This is a genomic window from Streptomyces xanthophaeus, from assembly GCF_000725805.1.
GTDB classification, from domain to species: domain Bacteria; phylum Actinomycetota; class Actinomycetes; order Streptomycetales; family Streptomycetaceae; genus Streptomyces; species Streptomyces xanthophaeus.
On sequence record NZ_JOFT01000017.1, the window covers coordinates 298,741 to 313,470 of the forward strand.

The 14,730-nt window shown below is 74.3% G+C and carries 12 protein-coding genes; 7 read left to right on the plus strand and 5 right to left on the minus strand.

Features of this window, described 5'->3' with window-relative positions; genetic code table 11:
- Position 1: 1 nt before the first annotated feature.
- The gene (locus tag IO30_RS0112015) at positions 2–652 is read left to right on the plus strand and encodes a response regulator (RefSeq protein WP_031142124.1); all 651 of its coding nucleotides are present in this window, start codon (positions 2–4) and stop codon (positions 650–652) included.
- A 98-nt stretch (positions 653–750) separates the two neighbouring features.
- A complete protein-coding gene (locus tag IO30_RS0112020; protein WP_031142125.1) occupies positions 751–1,908 on the plus strand; it encodes an ROK family transcriptional regulator in 1,158 nt (385 codons plus the stop codon).
- Between the two features lie 444 nt (positions 1,909–2,352).
- Here IO30_RS0112020 and IO30_RS0112025 read toward each other — a convergent pair whose 3' ends face one another.
- Positions 2,353–3,123 carry a GntR family transcriptional regulator gene (locus IO30_RS0112025; protein WP_031142126.1) on the minus strand — a complete coding sequence of 257 codons (771 nt, stop codon included), beginning with the start codon at positions 3,121–3,123 and terminating at the stop codon, positions 2,353–2,355.
- A gap of 288 nt (positions 3,124–3,411) precedes the next feature.
- Here IO30_RS0112025 and IO30_RS0112030 point away from each other — a divergent pair, with 288 nt between their 5' ends.
- The gene (locus tag IO30_RS0112030; protein WP_031142127.1) at positions 3,412–4,266 is read left to right on the plus strand and encodes an alpha/beta fold hydrolase; all 855 of its coding nucleotides are present in this window, start codon (positions 3,412–3,414) and stop codon (positions 4,264–4,266) included.
- 196 nt (positions 4,267–4,462) lie between these two features.
- Positions 4,463–6,022 carry an alkaline phosphatase D family protein gene (locus IO30_RS0112035; protein WP_037893804.1) on the plus strand — a complete coding sequence of 520 codons (1,560 nt, stop codon included), beginning with the start codon at positions 4,463–4,465 and terminating at the stop codon, positions 6,020–6,022.
- Positions 6,023–6,127: 105 nt separating this feature from the next.
- Here IO30_RS0112035 and IO30_RS45330 read toward each other — a convergent pair whose 3' ends face one another.
- A complete protein-coding gene (locus IO30_RS45330; protein ID WP_157853190.1) occupies positions 6,128–6,304 on the minus strand; it encodes a hypothetical protein in 177 nt (58 codons plus the stop codon).
- Here IO30_RS45330 and IO30_RS0112045 point away from each other — a divergent pair.
- Positions 6,254–7,567, plus strand: a complete 1,314-nt coding sequence (locus IO30_RS0112045; RefSeq protein ID WP_031157312.1) for a GNAT family N-acetyltransferase — start codon at positions 6,254–6,256, stop codon at positions 7,565–7,567. The two genes, IO30_RS45330 and IO30_RS0112045, sit on opposite strands and share 51 nt — an antisense overlap.
- Before the next feature lie 104 nt (positions 7,568–7,671).
- A complete protein-coding gene (locus IO30_RS0112050) occupies positions 7,672–9,378 on the plus strand; it encodes a DUF885 domain-containing protein (RefSeq protein WP_031142130.1) in 1,707 nt (568 codons plus the stop codon).
- Between the two features lie 79 nt (positions 9,379–9,457).
- Here IO30_RS0112050 and IO30_RS0112055 read toward each other — a convergent pair whose 3' ends face one another.
- Positions 9,458–10,000: a rhodanese-like domain-containing protein gene (locus IO30_RS0112055; RefSeq protein WP_031142131.1), complete on the minus strand. Its 543-nt coding sequence runs from the start codon at positions 9,998–10,000 to the stop codon at positions 9,458–9,460.
- 94 nt (positions 10,001–10,094) lie between these two features.
- Here IO30_RS0112055 and IO30_RS0112060 point away from each other — a divergent pair, with 94 nt between their 5' ends.
- Positions 10,095–10,541 (plus strand): Lrp/AsnC family transcriptional regulator, encoded by a 447-nt coding sequence (locus IO30_RS0112060; RefSeq protein WP_031142132.1) that lies wholly within the window; start codon positions 10,095–10,097, stop codon positions 10,539–10,541.
- Here IO30_RS0112060 and IO30_RS0112065 read toward each other — a convergent pair.
- Together IO30_RS0112065 and IO30_RS0112070 are read right to left on the minus strand one after the other, a co-directional pair.
- On the minus strand, positions 10,531–13,542 hold the full coding sequence (locus tag IO30_RS0112065; protein WP_031142134.1) for an AAA family ATPase: 3,012 nt from the start codon (positions 13,540–13,542) through the stop codon (positions 10,531–10,533). The genes IO30_RS0112060 and IO30_RS0112065 overlap by 11 nt on opposite strands.
- Positions 13,539–14,711 carry an exonuclease SbcCD subunit D gene (locus IO30_RS0112070; RefSeq protein WP_031142135.1) on the minus strand — a complete coding sequence of 391 codons (1,173 nt, stop codon included), beginning with the start codon at positions 14,709–14,711 and terminating at the stop codon, positions 13,539–13,541. The genes IO30_RS0112065 and IO30_RS0112070 overlap by 4 nt, the downstream gene beginning before the upstream one ends.
- Positions 14,712–14,730 lie beyond the last annotated feature (19 nt).

Sequence of the window (14,730 nt, forward strand, 5' to 3'; positions counted from 1 at the left end):
GATGCCGGTTACCGTAATGATCGTCGATGACGAACCCCTGGTCCGCGCGGGTCTGCGCGCCGTCCTGGATGCCCAGCCCGATATCGAGGTCGTGGGTGAGGCGGCCGACGGCGCCTCCGTCGTCCCGCTCGTGCGCCAGCTGCGGCCGGACGTCGTGGCGATGGACGTGCGGATGCCGCTGCTCGACGGGATCGAGGCGACACGGGCGGTCCTGCGCTCGGTGGACTCCCCGCCGAAGATCCTCGTGGTGACCACCTTCGAGAACGACGAGTACGTGTACCAGGCCCTGCGGGCCGGCGCCGACGGGTTCCTGCTCAAGCGCGCCCGGCCTTCGGAGATCGTGCACGCGGTACGGCTGGTGGCGGAGGGCGAGACGCTGCTGTTCCCGGCGGCGGTGCGGGCCCTGGCCGCCGAGTACGGCAACCGGCAGGCCCGGGCGGTGCTGGAGCGGGCCGCCCTGACGGAGCGGGAGGAGGCGGTCCTGCGCCTGATGGCGCGGGGCCTGACCAATGTAGAGATCGCCGCCGAGCTGATCATCGGCGCGGAGACGGTAAAGTCGCACGTCAGTGCGATCCTGGCGAAATTGGGGGCCCGGGACCGCACCCAGGCCGTGATCACGGCGTACGAGTCGGGGTTCGTCGCCCCGGCCTGAGGGAGGCCGGTTCCGGCCGATGGGGGGCTGCTTCTCGCCGCGGCCCCCGGTGGGCAGTACGATCCGGCTGACAAGCTCGCTAGCTGGGAGGACACACGTTGGGGCAGCTGACCGGCGGAGATCCCTCTCTGCTCCGGCGGATCAATTCCGCCGTGGTGCTCAGAGCACTGCGCGCGGCCGGATCGCCGACCCTCACCGACCTCACCCGGGTGACCGGGCTCTCCCGGCCCACCGTCGAGGGGGTCGTGGAGGGGCTGATCGGGACAGGGCTCGTCATCGAGGCCGACGCGGAGGAAGGCGCCCGCCGCCAGGGACGACCGGCCCGGCGCTTCCGGTTCCGGGCCGAGGCCGGGCACCTGCTGGGCATCGAGATCGGCTCGCGCCGGATCGCGGTGCTCCTGTCCGGGCTGGACGGGCGGGTGATCGGGGCCGGTACCAAGGACGTCGCCGAGACGGCCTCGGCCGACGAGCGCCTGGAACGGGTCCGCACGGCGGTCGCCGACCTGTTGCGCCGGGCCGGTGTGCCCCGGGACAACCTGCGGGCGGTCGGCGTCGGCAGCCCGGGCATCGTGGAGGCGGACGGCACCGTCCGCCTGGGCACGGCGCTGCCGGGCTGGACCGGACTGCCGCTCGGGGAACGGCTGCGGCGCTCGTTCCGCTGCCCGGTGCAGGTGGAGAACGACGCCAATGCGGCGGCGGTCGCCGAGCACTGGAAGGGGGCCGCGCGGGACACCGACGACATGGTGTTCGTGATGGCGGGGCTCAGCCCCGGCGCCGGTTCGCTGATCGGCGGACGGCTGCACCGCGGCTACGGCGGGGCGGCCGGCGAGATCGGCGCGCTGCACCTGCTGGGCCGCGAGGTCACGCCGGAGAAGCTGCTGTCGACCACCGGCGAGCCCCTGCACCCGCTGGACGAGGCGGCGGTCGCCGAGGTCTTCGCCATGGCCAAGCGGGGCGACGAGCGGGCGGTGGCCGCGGTGGAGCGGTTCCTGCAGCGGCTGGTGCACGACGTGGCGGCCCTGGTCCTGGCCATGGATCCGGAACTGGTCGTGGTCGGTGGCTGGGCGGCCGGGCTGGACGGGGTCCTGGAGCCGCTCCGGCAGGAGCTGGAGCGCTACTGCCTGCGGCCGCCGCAGGTGACCCTGTCCCTGCTCGGTGAGGCGGCCGTGGCCACCGGAGCGCTGCGGCTCGCGATGGAGCACGTCGAGGAGGAGCTCTTCGCCGTGGAGAAGACGGTCACGGCCCGGCGCCGCTGACGGCTGCCCGGCCGGCTCCGCCGAGGTCCGGGTGCGCCCACGCCTCGTCGACCTCGTCGCGGTCCGGGCGGATCCACGCCCTGCCGACTACGTCGAGGTCCGGGCGGATTCACGCCCCGCCAACCACGTCGAAGTCCGGGCGGGCTCACGCCCCGCGGGCCCTGACGAGGTCCGGGCGGATTCATGCCCCGCAGGCCCTGACGAGGTCCGGGGGGGATTCATGCCCCGGCGGGTCCGGGGAGTCCGGGCGGACCCGCCCCCAGCAGGATCCGGCGGGCCCGGCGGATTCACGCCCGGGCGGAGCCGGCGGCGTCCGGCCGATCGGCACCCGGCCGACTCCGGCGAGATGCCGACGGACGCATGTCCCGGCCCACTCCGGCCAGATCCCTGCGGACCCGCGCACCGGCCGACTCCGGCAGAGGCCCGGCGGAGGCCCGGTGGAGGTCAGGAAGCCACGCGGGGTTCGTGGGTGATCTCGACGGCGCCCGAGTCGCCGAAGGTGAGGCGGCAGGTGTCGGCGCGGTAGGTGGCGACCGAGACGGCGGCCGTACCCGCGGCGGTGAAGTAGCGGGTGGTGACCAGGAGGACCGGAGCTCCGGGCAGCCGGTCGAGTTCCTTGGCGTCGTCGGCGCGGGCGGAGCCGAGCTCCACCGAGCGGTCCTGGCCCTCGAGGACCAGCCGCTGGAGTTCGCGCAGGACGGCGCGGGCGCGGGCGGGTCCGGCCGGGGCCTCGATGGCGGGGAGGCCGGGCACGGAGACGGCGGGTACGTAGAGCAGCTCGGCCGCGACGGCCTGGCCCTGTGCGACGCGGGTCCGGCGCACCGAGTGGACCGGCTGGTCGGCGGCGAATACCCCACCGGTGGCAAGGAGCTTCAGGACCGCGGCCGGAGCCACGCCCTCGATCGCGTCCACCGGCTCCCAGCCGTCGCCGCCCTCGCCGGGCCAGTCCTGCTGCGCGGTGCCGACGTCGACGCCGACGCGCGGCGGGGCGACGGTGGTGCCGACACCCCTGCGGCGCTGCAGGCGCCCTTCGAGTTCCAGCTGTTCCAGGGCCTGGCGCAGGGTCGCGCGGGCAACTCCGAAGCGGGCGGCGAGCTCACGCTCGTTGGGCAGGACCTCGCCGACGGCGAAGTCCTGGTCGAGCGCCTCGCTGAGGACGGTCTTGAGGTGCCAGTACTTCGGCTCCGGCACCGTTTCGAGCTGCGTGGTCCCCACCCTGACTCCTCCTGCTGCCATCGCTGCACTCGCCGTGTTCCAGCGGCAGTTCCGCGCCCTTGTTTATTAAAGGTTCCTGCACTATCCCTGCGACGATAGGACGGCGCACCCCCTTGGTCAAGACCAATGCTCATCCCTTTGCGGGCAGACCGGGCATAGGTATCAAGCCGTTCATGGGATGTTCTCGTGCGCACCGAAGGCTTGTAGTCAAGGGCTACCGGACGGTAGTCATGGCGGTAGCGACTACTGACAGCCTGTCTCACACGCGTCCACCCGACGAGGAGCAGCATGACCGCCACCGTCTCCTTCACGATCGATTCGCCGCTCGGCGCCCGCACCGCCACCGTCGCCTACGAACGCAAGGGCGCGGGCGAACCGCTCCTCCTCCTGCACGGCATAGGCCATCACCTCCAGGCCTGGCAGCCGGTGACCGACATCCTGGCCGCCGAGTACGACGTGATCGCGGTCGACCTCCCCGGCTTCGGCGCCTCGGAGCCGCTGCCCGAGGGGGTCCCGTACGACCTGGGGACCGTCGCGTCCGCGCTCGGGGCGCTCTGCAAGGCCCTCGGCGTCACGCGTCCGCACGTGGCGGGCAACTCCCTCGGCGGCCTGCTCGCGCTGGAAATGGGCCGGAGCGATCTGGTCCGCTCGGTCACCGCCCTCTCCCCCGCCGGCTTCTGGACGCAGGGCGAGCGCCGCTACGCCTTCGCCGCACTGCTCGCGATGCGCGCGGGTGCCAGGGCGCTGCCCCTGCCAGCCGTGGAGCGGCTCGCGCACAGCGCCGCGGGACGCGCAGCCCTCACCGGCACCATCTACGCCCGCCCCGACCGGCGTTCGCCCGCCGCCGTGATCGCGGAGACCCTCGCCCTGCGCCATGCCACCGGCTTCACGCAGACCCTGGCCGCGGGCGGTTCCGTACGGTTCACCGACGACGTGCCCGGTCTGCCCGTCACCATCGCGTGGGGCAGCCGGGACCGGCTGCTGCTGCGCCGTCAGGGGGTGCGCGCCAAGCAGACCGTCCCGGGCGCCCGGCTGGTCCGGCTGCCCCGCTGCGGCCACGTCCCGATGAACGACGACCCCGCGCTGGTCGCCCGGGTGATCCTGGACACGGCCCGCAGCGCGAGCCGCCCGCTGCCCGTCTGAGATCCCGGAGCCCAAGGCTCCGGGCGGACGGACGGAACGGCGGGAGCGCAGGAGGCCGGACGGAAGGGCAGGCGGGGCCGGGCGGCAGACGGGTGTTCATCCGCGGTTCGCGTGGCGGACGCGGCCGGGCCGGTGTGCGACGGCACGCTGGTACGGCCCGTCCCCGCCGGCCCCTGGAGAAGCACCGATGGCACCGATGCCGCACACCCGACGGACCCTCCTCGGCGGGTCCCTCGCCCTGTCCTCCGCGCTGCTCGCCACGCCGTTGCTCGGGGCCCCCGCCCTCGCCCGCTCCGGCCGCCCGAGCGCGGCCTGGGGCGTGCAGTCCGGTGAGATCACCGCCCATTCGGCCACCGTCTGGACGCGCTCCGACCGCCTGGCCCGGATGTTGGTGGAGACCTCCCCGAGCGAGTCGTTCCGCTACGCCGTACGCCGCCACCGCGGTCCGCTGCTCGGCCCGGCCACCGACTTCACCGGGACCACCGTCCTGCGCGACCTGCCGCCGGGGCAGCAGATCCACTACCGGGTGGTCCTGGCCGACCCGGACGACCCGCGGCGCACCGGAGCACCTGTCCACGGGACCTTCCGCACCACCCCCGTCTCACGCCGCCGCGACGTGCGCTTCCTGTGGTCCGGGGACCTCGCGGGCCAGGGCTGGGGCATCAATCCGGACCTCGGCGGCTACCGCGTCTTCGAGGAGATGCGGCTGCGCGACCCCGACTTCTTCCTCTTCAGCGGGGACACCATCTACGCCGACGGCCCGATCCAGCCCTCGGTGCCCCTGCGCGACGGCAGTCTCTGGCACAACATCACCACCGAGGAGAAGGCCAAGGTCGCCGAGACCCTCGCCGAGTTCCGGGGCAACTTCCGCTACAACCTCCTCGATGGCAGCCTGCGCGGCTTCAACGCCCAGGTGCCGGTCCTGGCCCAGTGGGACGACCACGAGGTGCGCAACAACTGGTACCCGGGCCAGGTGATCGACGACCCCCGCTACACCGTCCGCGACGTCGACACCCTCGCCGCGCGCGCCCGCCGCGCCTTCGGCGAGTACTTCCCCGTCACCGACCTGCGCGGCGGCCCCGCCGAGGGCCGGATGTACCGGGTGATGCGGTACGGGCCGCTGCTCGACGTGTTCGTGCTCGACATGCGCACCCACCGCAACCCCAACTCCCCCGGTACCCAGGCCGAGGACCCGATCGGCATCCTCGGCCCCGAGCAGCTGGCCTGGCTGCGGCGCGAGCTCTCGCGCTCGCGCGCCACCTGGAAGGTCATCGCCTCCGACATGCCCCTGGGCATCGTGGTGCCCGACGGCGCCACGGACTTCGAGGCCGTGGCCCAGGGCGACCCCGGTGCGCCACTGGGCCGCGAGCTCCAGATCGCCGAGCTGCTGCGCCACATCAAGCACCAGCGCATCACGGGCACCGTCTGGCTCACCGCCGACGTCCACTACACCGCCGCCAACCACTACGCCCCCGAGCGCGCCGCCTTCACCGACTTCGCGCCCTTCTGGGAGTTCGTCTCGGGCCCGATCGGCGCGGGCGGCTTCCCGGCCGGGCGGCTGGACGCCACCTTCGGCCCGCGGACGGCATACGTCCAGTCGGCTCCGCTCGCCAACATGTCCCCGTCCGAGAACCCTCCGTACTACGGTGAGGTGGACATCGACGGGGCCACCGGGGAGCTGACCGTGCGCCTGCGGCGCCAAGGCGGCGGCGTACTCTTCACCCAGACGCTGCGCCCCGGGCAGGTGGGCCAGTAGCCCCGCATTCCGGGCACGGGGCCCGCACCGGCATGCGGACGCCGCATTCCGCAGATGGCGCGGAAAAGCGGGTGAAATCGGCCAGATGGATACTTAACCAGTCGGTCACAGATCGTTCGCGATCACGCAACACCCCTGCGCCACAGTGATGTGCATGACTGACCGTAACCCCGCTTCCGCGCCCGCGTCCGCCGCCACCACTGGCGCCGCGACCTCGTCGAACTCGCCGCCCTGTTCTGCGCCGTCGCGGTCGCGGACGCCATCGCCAACCTCGTCGTGCACGGTCCGAGGGGCCCGGTCCTGCTGGTCGCCTCGGCCGTCGCACTCCTGGTGACCGCCGCGTTCCACACCTGGTGGGCGCGGCGCCACAGCCATGCGCCGCCGCCGGACACCACCGCGCCCACGGATCCGGCGGCGTACCCCGCGGCTGCCCCCCTCGCGACCGCGTCGAGCGCCGCGCTGTGGCGCATGCGGACGACCGTACGGGACGAACCCGGCTCCCTGGCCGCGCTGTGCACCGCCCTGGCCGGGAGCGGTGTCGACATCCTGACCCTCCAGACGCACCCGCTCCCCGAGGGCGGCACCGTCGACGAGTTCCTGCTGCGCGCACCGCAGCAGCTGCCCTCCGCCGACCTCACCCGCGCCGTCGCCCGGGCCGGCGGCCACAGCACCTGGATCGAGCGGGCCGACGCCCACGACCTCGTCGACACCCCGACGCGCGTCCTGGGCCTGGCCACCCGCACCGCCCTGGACGCCGCCGAACTCCCCCTCGCCCTGCGCCAGCTCCTCGGCCGCTGCACCATCCACTCGATCCCGGCGACCACCCTCTCCGGGCGCCCCAACGCGGGAGCCGACGCCCCCGTCGAAGGCGTCCTGGAGGCCACCGTCATGCGGCTGCGCGACCCTTCCGGCGGCGCCATCACCGTGGAGCGGCCCTACCTGCCCTTCACCCCGACCGAATTCGCCCGGGCCCGCGCCCTCGTCGAGCTCGACGCCCGGCTCGGACCCCGCGTCCCGCGCAGCCAGGACGTGCTGACCCTGCCCGAGGGCAACGAGATCACGGTGCGCCGCGCCGACGGCTCCGACCAGGCGGCCGCCCGCGCGATGCACGACCGCTGCTCCGAGCGCACCCTGTCGCTGCGTTACCACGGCCCCGTCGCCGACGCCGACCGCTACCTCGGACACCTGCTGAGCCCCCGCTTCGGCCGCACCCTCGCCGCCACCACCGCCTCCGGCAAGCTGGTCGCCCTCGGCCACCTGCTGTGGGACGGCGACGAGACCGAGGTGGCACTGCTCATCGAGGACGACTGGCAGCGCCGCGGCGTCGGCACCGAACTCCTGGGCCGGCTGATCGCGATGGCCGTCGAGGCCGGGTGCGACAGCGTGTACGCGGTCACCCAGGCCTCCAACACCGGCATGGTCGCCGCCATGCGCGGCCTCGGCCTCCCCCTCGACTATCAGATCGAGGAGGGCACCCTCGTGATCACGGCCCGGCTGGACGCGACTCCGGTCAGCTCCCGCCTGCCGTACGAAACCCCGCGCTAGCGGGTGTCCCCTTCGGGGCACGGCGGGCCATTGGTCCTGATCAGGTCAGCAGGTTGACAGTAAACGGTGATGACGGGAGCGCCCGGCCGTACGAAGATGGCCCCATGTCAGAGATCCTCCAGGGTGGCAGCGCCACCCGGCTGCCCCGCCAGGTGGCCGACGCCTACGTCGACGACCTCATCGCCCTCGACCCCATCGCGGGCACCTTCCTCGGTGTCGCCGCGAGCTCCAGCAAGCTCCCGGACTTCTCCCCCGCGGGCGCCGCGGCGATGGCCGGGCTGGCGCGGACCACCCTCGCCCGCCTCGACGCCGCCGAGCAGCTGCCCGGCGCGGACAGCGACGCCGAGCGCCGCTGTGGCCGGCTGCTGCGCGAGCGGCTGAACGCCGAGCTCGCGGTGCACGAGGCCGACGAGCACCTGCGCGCCGTCAGCAACATCCACTCCCCGGCCCATTCCGTCCGCGAGGTCTTCACCCTGACCCCCGCCGACACGGACGAGGACTGGGCCGCGATCGCCGAGCGGCTGCGCGCCGTACCGGCCTCGTACGCCGGCTACCGCGAGAGCCTCGCGCTCGGCCTGGAGCGGGGCCTGTACGGTGCGCCGCGCCCGGCTGCCACCTTCATCGAGCAGCTCACCACCTGGGCCGGCCAGGACGACGACGGGGCGCGCGACTTCTACGGCTCCTTCGCCGCCGCGGGACCCGAGTCGCTGCGCGCGGAACTGGACGAGGCCGCGGCCACGGCCACGGCGGCGGTCGTGGAGCTCCGCGACTGGATGCGCGACGTGTACGCCCCGGCCGTCGCGGACGCGCCGGACACGGTGGGCCGCGAGCGCTACGCCCGCTGGTCGCGCTACTTCAACGGCACCGACCTGGACCTGGACGAGGCGTACGCGTACGGCTGGTCGGAGTACCACCGGCTGCTGGGCGAGATGAAGGCGGAGGCGGCCAAGATCCTGCCGGGGGCCGGGCCCTGGGAGGCGCTGCGCCACCTGGACGAGAACGGCACCCACATCGAGGGGGTCGACGAGGTCCGGGCGTGGCTGCAGGGCCTGATGGACGAGGCCATCGAGAACCTCGACGGCACCCACTTCGAACTCGCCGAGCGGGTCAAGCGGGTCGAGTCCATGATCGCCCCCTCGGGCGGCGCGGCCGCTCCGTACTACACCAACCCGTCGGAGGACTTCTCCCGGCCGGGCCGCACCTGGCTGCCGACCATGGGCCAGACCCGCTTCCCGGTGTACGACCTGGTCTCCACCTGGTACCACGAGGGCGTTCCGGGCCACCACCTCCAGCTCGCGCAGTGGGCGCACGTGGCGGACCAGCTCTCCCGCTACCAGGCCAGCGTCGGCCTCGTCAGCGCGAACGTCGAGGGCTGGGCCCTGTACGCGGAGCGTCTGATGGACGAGCTGGGCTACCTCAAGGACGCGGAGCAGCGCCTGGGTTACCTGGACTGCCAGATGATGCGTGCCGCGCGGGTGATCGTGGACATCGGCATGCACCTGGGCCTGGAGATCCCGGCGGACTCGCCGTTCCACCCGGGCGAGCGGTGGACGGTCGACCTGGCGCAGGAGTTCTTCGGGCTGCACAGCGGGCGCCCGGCGGACTTCATCGTGAGCGAGCTGACGCGCTACCTGTCGATGCCGGGGCAGGCCATCGGGTACAAGCTCGGTGAGCGCGCCTGGCTGCTGGGCCGGGACAACGCCCGCGCCGCGCACGGTGAGTCCTTCGACCTGAAGGCCTGGCACATGGCGGCGCTGTCGCAGGGTTCGCTGGGGCTGGACGACCTGGTGGACGAGCTCTCGAAGCTCTGACCCCGCGCGTCCACCTCGTACGGGCCGCCCGTTCCCCCGAGGGGGAGGGCGGCCCGTACGCGTGCGAGGGGGCCTCGGTTCAGCAGCCGCAGTCGTCCGAGTCGGTGGGGGCGGTCAGCGGGTCGGCCTCCGCGCGCCGCTCCGTGCCCTGCCAGGTCTCGACCTCGAAGCCCTCGCGGATCCAGTACTCGATCCCGCCGAGCATCTCCTTGACCTGGAAGCCGAGTTCGGCGAGGGCCAGGGCGGAGCGGGTGCCGCCGTTGCAGCCGGGGCCCCAGCAGTACGTGACCACGGGCACGTCCTTGTCCAGGAGCCGCTCCGCCTGTTCGGGGACGAGGGCGGTGGGCAGGTGGACGGCGCCGGGCACGTGGGCCTGGTCCCAGGACGGGGTGGAGCGGGAGTCGACCAGCTGGAAGCCGAGCTCGGCGCCCTCCTCGCGGTGGGCCTTGAAGGCGGCGGCGACGTCGGACACGTCCGCATGGAAGGCCAGGCTCGCGGCGAAGTACGCGGCGGCCGCGGCCGGGGAGGCCGGGGGCACCCGGAGCACGGGGTTCACGGTGGCCGGGGCGGCGGCGCCGGTGGTGGCGGCAGGGGCGGCGGCGGTGTTCCGGTTCGTCGTCATGACTCAGAATCTACGATCTGTTGATCTTCGGGAGAAGTGACTTTCCCCGGCCTTCTCCCTGTCGCTCCGGGGATTCCACTGCTAGACATGCGAGATGACCGCATATTCCCCTGACGCCACCGACTGGCGGATCCTTGAGGTCCTCCAGCAGGACGGACGCGCCAGCTTCACCGAGCTGGCCCGTGCCGTGTCCATGTCCGCCAGCGCCGTCACCGAGCGGGTGCGCCGCCTGGAGGAGTGCGGGGTCATCACCGGATACACGGCCGTGGTCGACCACGAGAAGCTGGGCAAGTCGATCCTCGCGCTGGTGCGCCTGCGCTACCCGCACGGCAACTACAAGCCGTTCCACGACTTCCTGGACTCCACCTCCGAGATCCTGGAGGCCCACCACGTCACCGGCGACGACTGCTTCGTCCTCAAGGTCGCCGCCCGTTCGATGGCACACCTGGAGGAGGTCACCGGCCGGATCTCCGGGCTCGGCCCGGTGACCACGAGCATCGTCTACTCGTCCCCGCTCGGCAGGCGCCCGCTCAGTCCGTGAGCGCGGCCGTACGGTGGCGCACCACGGAGCCGCCGCGCTGCTTGACGATCTCCAGCTGGGCCTGGACCCGGGACCTCAGGTCGGCGACGTGGCTGACGATGCCGACGCTGCGGTCGCGCTCGCGCAGCGAGTCCAGCACGTCCAGCACCTCGTCCAGGGCCTGGTCGTCGAGGCTCCCGAAGCCCTCGTCGATGAAAAGGGTGTCCAGCCGCATGCCGCCCGCCTCGTCGGTCACCACGTCGGCGAGGCCGAGGGCGAGGGCGAGGGAGGCGAAGAAGGTCTCGCCGCCCGACAGGGTGGCGGTGTCGCGCTCGCTCCCGGTCCAGGCGTCGACCACGTGCAGACCGAGGCCGGAACGGCCCCGTCCGCCCGCCCGTGCGTCGGAGTGGACCAGGGTGTAGCGGCCGCCTGACATGCGCAGCAGGCGTACCGTCGCCGCCGCGGCGACCTGCTCCAGGCGGGCCGCCAGTACGTACGCCTCCAGCCGCATCTTGCGCTCGTTGTCGGCGGAGGTGCCCGCGGTGAGTCCGGCCAGCCGGGCCACCCGGTCGTAGGCCTCCCGCAGCGGGCCGAGCGCCCGCAGCTCCTGTTCCGCCTGGCGCGAGAGCCGGTCGAGCTCCGCGCAGCGCACCCGGGCCGCGTCGAAGGCCGAGCCGGCCGTACGGAGCTTCGCGGCGGCCGTGGCCGCGTACGCCTCGGCCCGGTCCGGTTCGGCCGGGGGCAGGGCCGCGGCCTCGGCGGTGCCGGCCTCGGCGCGGCGGTCCGCCAGCGTGGCCTCCTCCGCCTGCCAGGCGTCCATCCGGTGCTGGAGGGCAGTGCGTTCGTACTCGGGCAGGACGGCGTCGGAGGCGGCCTCGACGGTGTCGAAGCCGGCCCGGAAGGCGGCGTCGGCGAGCTGGTCGTCCGCCTCCTTCAGCCGGGCGGCGGTGGTCTCGGCCCGGCGCAGCGCGGCCGCGGCACCCGAGACCATCCGGACGCGGTCCTCCAGGGTGCGGGCACGGGCCGCGACGGTGGGGGCGTCACCCCGTACGCGGGCCAGTTCGGTCTCCAGCGAGGCCTGTTCCCGGTCCAGGGCCTCGCGGCGCGACGCCCTGGCGGCGACCCGCCGCTCGGAGTCGAGCCGGTCGGCGCTGCGCGCGGCGTGCTCCCGTTCGGCGCGGGCGAGCCGCTCGCGCGCGGTGTGCAGCCCGGCCGCCGCGGCGTGGGCGGCGGCGTGCCGGGAGCTCAGGTCCGAGGTCAGGTCGAGGAGTTCGGCGGTGGTGGCGTCCCCGGCGGCGGCCGCGGCCTCGGTACGGGCCTCCTCGACCGCGGCGAGGCGGCGCTCCACGGCGGCCCGTGCCTCCTCGGCCCGTTCGAAGGCGGCGTGGGCGGCGTCCTCGGCGGCCCGGTCCACGTGGCCGGGCGCCGGGCGGGCCGGGGCGGGATGTTCCGCGGAACCGCACACCGCGCAGGCCTCGCCCGGCTCCAGCGCCTCGGCGAGTTCGGCGGCGATCCCGCGCAGCCGGGCCTCCTTCAGCTCCAGCCAGCGCTCGCGTGCGGCGGCGGACTCCTCGCGTACGGAGAGCAGTTCGCCCGAGGCGCGCTCCGCGTCGGCGGCCAGCGCGTCCCGCCGCCGGGCGGCGTTCAGGTGCAGCCGGGCCGGTTCGAGCCGTCCGGCGAGCTGCTCGGCGAGGGTGGCGGCCTGCTGGGCGGCGTCGGCGCGCTCCTGGAGGGCCGAGCGGGTGGCTTCCCAACGGGCCAGCCACTCGGCGGACTCCTGGTGCTGTTCCTCGGCCGCGCGGGCCTCGCGCTCCAGGTCGGCGCGCTCGCGGCCGATCTCTGCGCTGCGCTGCTCGGCCCGGCGGGCGGCGCCCAGGGCGCCCAGGTCCTCGCGCAGCCGCTGCTCGACGGAGGCCAGTTGCGCGGTGCCCGCCTCGGCGAGGGCGGGCGGCAGTTCGGCCCGGGCGGCCGTCTCCGCGTGTGCGGCGGCCAGGTGGGCGGCGGAGGCCGCGCCGCGCAGTTCCAGGGCGGGTGCCACCAGGGCGCCCCGCCGGGCCCGGTCCAGCAGGCCGCGCACCCGCTCCCGGTCGGGCGCGGCCTCGTCGAGCAGGGCGGCGCGCCGGGCGGTCTCGGCGTGACGGCGCTGGAGCCGGTCGAGTTCGCGGGCGTCCTCGGCGGCCCGGCGGGCGGCCGCGTGCCGGCTCTCGACGGCGGCCAGCGCGTACTCGGCGACCGTGAGGCGTTCCCGGGCGGAGCAGCGCGCGACGGCCGCCCAGGCCCGGACGGCCGCGGCGAGCCCGGGATCGCCGGGCTGGTGGCCGGGCAGCGGCCAGGCCCGCAGGTCGGCGCTGTCGCCACAGGCCTGGGCGAGGCGCTGGGCGGTGTGCAGCACCTTCTCGTCGCCGGCCCGCACCTTGGCCTCGGCGGCCCGGCGGCGTTCGCCGAGGAGGGCCTCGACGGCGGCGAAGCGGCGGGTGTCGAAGAGCCGGCCGAGCAGTCGGCCGCGGGCGGCCTCGTCGGCCCGCAGGAAGCGGGCGAACTCCCCCTGCGGCAGGAGCACGACCTGGCAGAACTGCTCGCGGCTCATGCCGAGCAGCTGCTCGATCTCCTCGCCGATCTCCTGGTGCGAGCGGCTGAGGGCGGCCCAGCCCTCGCCGGTGTGCTCGCGCAGCCAGCTCTGGGCCTTGTCCTTGGTGGTGCCGGTGCCGCGCTTCTTGGGACGGTCCTGTTCGGGGCGGCGGGTGAGCTCCAGCCTGCGGCCGCCCGCGGTGAGCTCCAGGGTGACCTCGGTGGGGGTCTCGGCCGCCGCGTGGTCGCTGCGCAGGCTGGTGCCGGGGGCCTGGCGCGGGCCGGGGACCGATCCGTAGAGGGCGTAGCAGACGGCGTCCAGGACGGAGGTCTTCCCCGCACCGGTGGGTCCGTGCAGCAGGAAGATCCCGGCGCCGGACAGCGCGTCGAAATCGATCTCCTGGGGTTCGGCGAACGGCCCGAAGGCGGTGATCGTCAGCCGGTGCAGCCTCATCGATGGGTCTCCTGGCGGCTGTCCTGGGTCCGTACGTCGTCGAAGGCGTCCTGGAGGACGGCCCGTTCTGCGTCGTCGGCGTGGCCGGAGCCGCCGCGCACGTGGGCGACGAAGTCCTCGGCGATCTCCTGGTCGCTGCGGCCCTTGAGGCGCTGCGCGTAGGACCCGCCGGTGTCCTCCTCGCGGCCCTCGGGGTCGAAGGCGAGGCTGAGGGTGTGCGGGAAGCGGGTGGCGAGGCGGGCCATGGGGTCCTGGGGGCGGACCGGGTCGGTGAGCGTGGCCTCGACCCAGCGGTCCTCGTACGGCTCGTACGCCGGGTCCTGCAGCAGGGCGTCGAGGGGGCCGCGGAGGCGGGCGAGGGCCCGCGGGACGGGGGTGTCGATCCGCTCGGCGGTGGTGATCTCCCCGTCGGCGCCGAGTTCGATCAGCCACACGGTCTTGCGGTGGCCGTCCTCGGAGAAGGAGTAGGCGAGCGGGGAACCGGAGTAGCGGACCCGTTCGTTGATCGTCTGGCAGCCGTGGAGGTGACCGAGGGCGGCGTAGTCCACCCCGTCGAAGACGGAGGCGGGCACGGCCTCGACGCCTCCGACGGCGATGTCGCGCTCGCTGTCGCTGGCCTGGCCGCCGGTGACGAAGGCGTGGGCCAGCACCACGGAGCGGGTGCCCGGCGCGCGGGTGGCCAGGTCGGCCCGGACCCGGTCCATGGCCGCCGACAGCACTGCCTCGTGGCTCACCCCGGCCGCACCGAACTCCTCCTTGACCAGGGCCGGTTCCAGGTACGGCAGCCCGTACAGCGCCACGTCCCCGTGTACGTCGGCCAGCACCACGGGATCGGCGCAGCCGGCCGGGTCGGTCCGCAGGTGGATCCCGGCGCGGTCGATGAGCCCGGCCCCGACACCGAGACGGCGGGCCGAGTCGTGGTTGCCGGAGATCAGCACGGTGGGCACGCCGAGCTCGGCGAGCCGGTGCAGGGCCCGGTCGTACAGCTCGACGGCGGGCAGCGGGGGAACGGCCCGGTCGTAGACGTCCCCGGCGATCAGGACGGCGTCGACCTCGTGCGCGCGGGCGGTCTCGACGAGGTGGTCGACGAACTCGGACTGGGCGCCGAGCAGGTTCACGCGGTGGAAGGACCGGCCGAGGTGCCAGTCGGAGGTGTGCAGGAACTTCACTCGCCGGCCCCGCCGCACA

Coding starts and splice junctions, on each gene's coding strand:
- IO30_RS0112015 (WP_031142124.1), top strand. CDS start 2: ATGCCGGTTACCGTAATGATCGTCGATGACGAACCCCTGGTCCGCGCG.
- IO30_RS0112030 (WP_031142127.1), top strand. CDS start 3,412: ATGACCGCCACCGTCTCCTTCACGATCGATTCGCCGCTCGGCGCCCGC.
- IO30_RS0112035 (WP_037893804.1), top strand. CDS start 4,463: ATGCCGCACACCCGACGGACCCTCCTCGGCGGGTCCCTCGCCCTGTCC.
- IO30_RS0112050 (WP_031142130.1), top strand. CDS start 7,672: ATGTCAGAGATCCTCCAGGGTGGCAGCGCCACCCGGCTGCCCCGCCAG.
- IO30_RS0112055 (WP_031142131.1), bottom strand. CDS start 10,000: ATGACGACGAACCGGAACACCGCCGCCGCCCCTGCCGCCACCACCGGC.
- IO30_RS0112060 (WP_031142132.1), top strand. CDS start 10,095: ATGACCGCATATTCCCCTGACGCCACCGACTGGCGGATCCTTGAGGTC.
- IO30_RS0112065 (WP_031142134.1), bottom strand. CDS start 13,542: ATGAGGCTGCACCGGCTGACGATCACCGCCTTCGGGCCGTTCGCCGAA.